Below are 5,285 nucleotides of genomic sequence, written 5' to 3' on the forward strand. Positions count from 1 at the left end.
CTCGGAGGAAAACCCCCCACCAGTCGGGACTATCGCTCTAACGGTGTAAGAGGCGTTCATCTTGTTACTGGTTCTCGGCCGCTGGCATGCGGTCGGCGAAGGTGATGGCGAAGGCGTTCAGGGCGGGCTTCCACCGCACGGCCCATCGTGTCTGACCGGTGCCTTTGGGGTCTAGTGACCGCACGACCAGGTAGAGCGTCTTCATCGCGGATTGTTCGTTCGGGAAGTGGCCCCTGGCTCGGACAGCGCGCCGGAAGCGGGCGTTGAGCGACTCGATCGCATTGGTCGAGTACAGGACCCTGCGGATCTCCACGTCGTAGTCCAGGAACGGGATGAACTCGGCCCAGGCGTTGCGCCACAGGCGGATCATCGCGGGGTAGCGGGTGCCCCACTTGTCCTCGAGCGCGTCCAACGCCGCCGCTGCTGCGGCCTCGTTGGGTGCCTGATAGATCGGTTTGAGATCGCGCACCAGCTCGTCCCAGTACTTCCGGGACGCGTACCGGATGGTGCCGCGGATCAGGTGGATCACGCAGGTTTGCACGATCGCTTGGGGGAAGACGGCGTTCACGCTGTCCGGCAGGCCCTTCAAACCGTCACAGACGACGAAGAAGACGTCCTTGACGCCTCGGGTCTTCAGGTCGGTCAAGACGGCGTACCAGAACTTCGCCGACTCCCCGTCACCATCTCCGGCCCACATCCCCAGGATGTCCTTGTGCCCGGCCAGGTCGACCCCGATGGCGGCATAGATGGGCTTGTTGCGGACCTGTCCGTCGCGGACCTTGACCATGACCGCGTCGATGAACACCGCCGCGTACACGCTCTCCAACGGGCGAGCCCACCACGCGGTCATCTCCTCGATGACCCGGTCGGTGATCCGCGAGACGGTGTCCTCGGACACGCTCGCGCCGTACACGTCAGCGAAGTGGGCGCTGATCTCGCCATGGGTCAAGCCCTTGGCCGACAGCGACAACACCACCGCATCCAGGTCCGACAGGCGCCGGGCCCGCTTGGGCACGATCACCGGCTCGAAGGTGCCCTCCCGGTCCCGCGGGACCTCGATCTCGACCGGGCCGGCGTTATCGGTGATCACCGTCTTGGACCGTTTCCCGTTGCGGGAGTTGCCCCGGTTGCGGCCAGCTTGGTCGCCCTTGTCATACCCCAGGTGCTCGCTCATCTCCTCATCGAGCGCGGCCTCAACGACCATCTTCGTCAACTGCTTGAGCAGCCCACCCGGGCCGGTCAACGCCGTCCCAGACGCCCGCGCCTGACGCACCAGCTCCCGGACCGCGTCCTGCTCAGCCGCCGTCAACTCCGGTGGCGGGTTCTCCGGCCGCTCGCCGGATGGTGCTGTAGATGGACTCACAGCCACCAGTGTCGTGCTCTCGGTCATGACGACCCTCCTGCCCCTGCCGGGGCGATCAGGCCTCTTACACCGTTATCGCGACAGTCCCCACCAGTCGACTGTCACCAACGTGATGGCCGGGTACATCTAGGTGGCTGCGGCTGGGGCTGGACCCAGGTGCCGTCCTCGGCCTGGCTCTCAGTGATGGCGGCGGCGTGGGCAAGGTGCTGCGTGCGGGTGGCGTCAATGAGGTTCGACAGGCGCTGCAGGTCGGACAGCGCGCCCAGGTGATCCCTCCCTGAGGGCCGTGCGAGCGGTGGTGAGATCCTGTCTCATTCTCATCGCCCACCTGTTCGATATCAAGGGTTTGATCGATCGAATATTCCTGTCCCGCAGCGGAATCTGTCTTCTGTCAGACGCCGATCGTCAGGTTGACGACATACCCGCTCGAGGCGTCGCCGGTGACCGTGGCGAGCTGGTGGATCCCCCCGTCGTTGCCGAAGACGTTGTCGGTCTTGAGGGAGAGCTGGCCAAGGTTGCGCGTGCTGTTCGGATACGTGGACGTGTTCTGGTAGACCGTCTCGCAGATGGCCTGGGGCAGCGCGATCTGGCTGGTCTTGACGATCTGCCCGCTGCTCGTCGCGTCGGAGGTGCTCTTGTAGACCTCGAAGTGGATGTGCGGCCAGCGCCCGGCGTAGCAGCCGGGGAAGACCGACGTGAAGGTGGCCGTGCCGTTGGCGTTGGTCTCGGTCACACCACGCAACCAGGTCTGGTCGGTCGCGCCCTGCGAGTACATCGAGTAGTTGCCGGCGGCGTCGCAGTGCCAGACGTAGACGGCTGCGCCGGCCATCGCGGCATAGCCGCTGGCGGAGTCGGTGACGGTGAGGTTGATCGTCATCGGGACGCCGGCGACCTTCTCGGAACTGCCGATGCTCGTCGTGATGTCGCTCCTGACCACACCGCTGTCGTCGAGCACGTTCTTGCCGTTGCTGCCGTCGCCCGGGTAGGGGCCGGCCGTCTCATCGGGCACCACCGAGTCGACGGCGGAGGCGGATGCCGCGGAGCTGGCGGCCGCCGTAGCGGATCCCGTTGCCGAGGCGGTGGCCGAGGTGGAGCTCGAGCCGGTCGCACTCGCACCGCCCCCGGACGTGGCGGCCGTCGCGCACCCGGCCAGCGCGGTCAGCGCCGCTCCGCCGAGCAGGCCGAGGGCTCCGCGGCGACGCAGGAGGGTGTTGACGTCGTAGGTCAGGCCACGATCCAGCTCGCTGTTGGGGTCGTGGTCGTGGTCGTCGTGGGCGAGCAGGGCGGCGGGAACGATGCGTCGGTTCGTCATGGAATCACTGTGCCCAGCATCCCCGTGCCGCTCCTGTCGGGATCCTGTGCGCCCACTGTGCGAGCCGATCAGCGACACCGAGCCACCGGGACGGGCAGACTGCGACCATGAGGGCACGCCATCTGATCGGCACTGTTGCCGCCGGCCTGGCCGGCCTGGCCACCCACGACGTCCTGCAGCGCAAGCACACCCTGCTGCACAACTACCCGGTGGTGGGCCACCTGCGCTTCCTCCTGGAGCGCGTCGGCCCGGAGCTGCGCCAGTACATCGTCACGAGCAACGACGAGGAACGGCCCTTCTCCCGCGACCAGCGCTCCTGGATCTACGCCTCGAGCAAGCGCGAGAACAACTACGTGGGCTTCGGCACCGACAACGACATCGAGCACCTCGAGGGCTATGTCATCGTCAAGCACCGCACCTTCGCCGATGTCGCGCCGGCCACCGGCGTCGCCCACGGGAACCACGACGAAGGCATCGTCCTGCCCTCGGCCAAGGTGCTCGGCGGCCCGCGTGGCCGACGGTCGGCCTTCCGGCCGAAGTCGGTCGTCAACATCTCCGCCATGAGCTTCGGCTCGCTCTCCGGCCCGGCCATCGAGGCCATCAACAAGGGCGCCAAGCTGGCCGGCGCGATGCACAACACCGGCGAGGGCGGCCTCTCCAGCCACCACCGACAGGGCGGCGACCTCGTCCTCCAGATAGGCACGGCCTACTTCGGCTGTCGCGACGAGCACGGTCGGTTCGACCTCGAGAAGCTCAAGGACGTCGTCGCCTCCGCGCCAGTGAAGGCCATCGAGATCAAGCTCAGCCAAGGTGCCAAACCCGGCCTCGGCGGCATGTTGCCGGCCGCCAAGATCTCCGAGGAGATCGCGAGCATCCGCGGCATACCGATGGGACAGGACTGCGCCAGCCCGGCGCGTCACGCCGAGTTCCAGGACGTCGACTCGATGCTCGACTGGGTCGAGCTGGTCGCCGACGCCACCGGGCTGCCCGTGGGGATCAAGTCCGCCGTCGGTGAGCAAGGCTTCTGGGACGAGCTCGTCAGCCACATGGCCAAGGGCGACCGTGGCGTCGACTTCGTCACCATCGACGGCGGCGAGGGCGGCACCGGCGCCGCACCCCTCATCTTCAGCGACAGCGTCGCCCTGCCCTTCCGGCTCGGCTTCGCGCGGGTCTACGCGACCTTCGCGCGCGCCGGCCTCACCGACCAGCTCACCTTCATCGGGAGCGGCAAGCTCGGCCTGCCCGACAACGCGCTCGTCGCCTTCGCCCTCGGCGCGGACATGGTCAACGTCGCCCGCGAGGCGATGATGTCCATCGGCTGCATCCAGGCCCAGAAGTGCCACACCGACCACTGCCCCACCGGCGTGGCAACCCAGAACGACTGGCTCTCCCGCGGCCTCGACCCGACGCTGAAGTCAGTGCGGCTGGCGAACTATCTCGACACCCTCCGACGCGACCTGCTCAAGGTCTCCGAGGCCTGCGGCGTCCTCCACCCGGCGCTCATCGACGCCGACGACATCGAGGTCCTCCTCGGCGTGCGGCAGGCGACGCCGCTGCGGAAGATCTATCGCTACCAGCCACGCTGGGGCCGGATCGGCGACGAGCTCGGTGAGGAGATCACCCGCATCATGCGTCCGGTGGCCCCGCAGGGCGGCAGCGCTCCCGAGTCGGCGACCAGTCAGGACTGAATGGCGGCAAAGGCAGCCCGCAGGCAGTCCTCGCTCGGGCCCTCCAGCCGGACCGGCCGAGCGATGTCCGCCAGGACGACGAAGCGCAACTGGGCACCACGCGACTTCTTGTCACGTCGCATGGCCGTGAGAAGGGCCTCCCAGGAACCCTCACCGGCGCTTTCGTATGCCGTGGGCAGGCCGACGCTGGCCAGCACGGTGCGGTGCCGGGAGACGGCGTCCTCGGAGAGGTGACCCGCGCACCTGGCCAGCTCCGCGGCATACACCATGCCGATGGCGACGGCCTCGCCGTGGCGGCGGCGGTAGTGCTCGACCTGCTCGATCGCGTGGCCGAAGGTGTGACCGTAGTTGAGGATCTCGCGCAGGAAGGACTCCTTGAGATCGGCGGCGACGACCTCGGCCTTGACGGTGATGGCGCGCTCGATGAGTTCCTCGGTGTGCGGGCCGTCCCGCCGGGTCGCGCCCTCCGGGTCGGACTCGACGAGGTCGAGGATGCGGGTGTCGACGATGAAGCCGGCTTTGATGACCTCGGCGAGACCGGCGACGAAGTCGACCTGCGGCAGGGACGCGAGCAGGTCGAGGTCCACGATGACGGCGGTGGGTTCGTGGAACGCGCCGACGAGGTTCTTGCCCTCGAGGGTGTTGATGCCGGTCTTGCCACCGACGGCCGCGTCGACCATCGCGAGCAGGGTCGTCGGGACCTGGACGACGGGCACCCCGCGGAGCCAACTCGCGGCGAGGAAGCCGCCGAGGTCGGTGACGGTGCCACCGCCCACGGCCACGATCGCGTCGGTGCGGGTGAAGCCGTGGCGGCCGAGTTGGCCCCAGAGGTCGGAGAGGACGGTCGCCGTCTTGGCCGCCTCGGCGTCGGGCACGGCCGCCAGGTGGGCGACTCGGCCGCTGCCGGTAATGGCGGGGGGGG

General features: G+C 68.2%; 4 protein-coding genes. 1 reads left to right on the plus strand and 3 read right to left on the minus strand.

What is annotated here, in order from left to right:
- Positions 1 to 64: 64 nt before the first annotated feature.
- Together BN10_RS01775 and BN10_RS01780 are read right to left on the minus strand one after the other, a co-directional pair.
- Positions 65 to 1,390: an IS256 family transposase gene (locus BN10_RS01775; protein WP_010849437.1), complete on the minus strand. Its 1,326-nt coding sequence runs from the start codon at positions 1,388 to 1,390 to the stop codon at positions 65 to 67.
- A gap of 364 nt (positions 1,391 to 1,754) precedes the next feature.
- The gene (locus BN10_RS01780; RefSeq protein ID WP_010849438.1) at positions 1,755 to 2,675 is read right to left on the minus strand and encodes an intradiol ring-cleavage dioxygenase; all 921 of its coding nucleotides are present in this window, start codon (positions 2,673 to 2,675) and stop codon (positions 1,755 to 1,757) included.
- 107 nt (positions 2,676 to 2,782) lie between these two features.
- Between BN10_RS01780 and BN10_RS01785 the strand changes: the two genes are divergently transcribed.
- On the plus strand, positions 2,783 to 4,363 hold the full coding sequence (locus BN10_RS01785) for an FMN-binding glutamate synthase family protein (protein WP_010849439.1): 1,581 nt from the start codon (positions 2,783 to 2,785) through the stop codon (positions 4,361 to 4,363).
- On the opposite strand, the gene aroB is transcribed toward BN10_RS01785, so the two are convergent.
- On the minus strand, positions 4,354 to 5,285 hold a 932-nt coding region (gene aroB / locus BN10_RS01790; protein WP_084310870.1), incomplete at its 5' end, for a 3-dehydroquinate synthase. The genes BN10_RS01785 and aroB overlap by 10 nt on opposite strands.

It is taken from the genome of Phycicoccus elongatus Lp2 (assembly GCF_000367525.1).
Lineage (GTDB): Bacteria > Actinomycetota > Actinomycetes > Actinomycetales > Dermatophilaceae > Phycicoccus_A > Phycicoccus_A elongatus.

What these genes read in the sequence shown, in the direction of transcription:
- BN10_RS01775 (WP_010849437.1), bottom strand. Translation starts at nt 1,390, where the DNA reads ATGACCGAGAGCACGACACTGGTGGCTGTGAGTCCATCTACAGCACCA.
- BN10_RS01780 (WP_010849438.1), bottom strand. Translation starts at nt 2,675, where the DNA reads ATGACGAACCGACGCATCGTTCCCGCCGCCCTGCTCGCCCACGACGAC.
- BN10_RS01785 (WP_010849439.1), top strand. Translation starts at nt 2,783, where the DNA reads ATGAGGGCACGCCATCTGATCGGCACTGTTGCCGCCGGCCTGGCCGGC.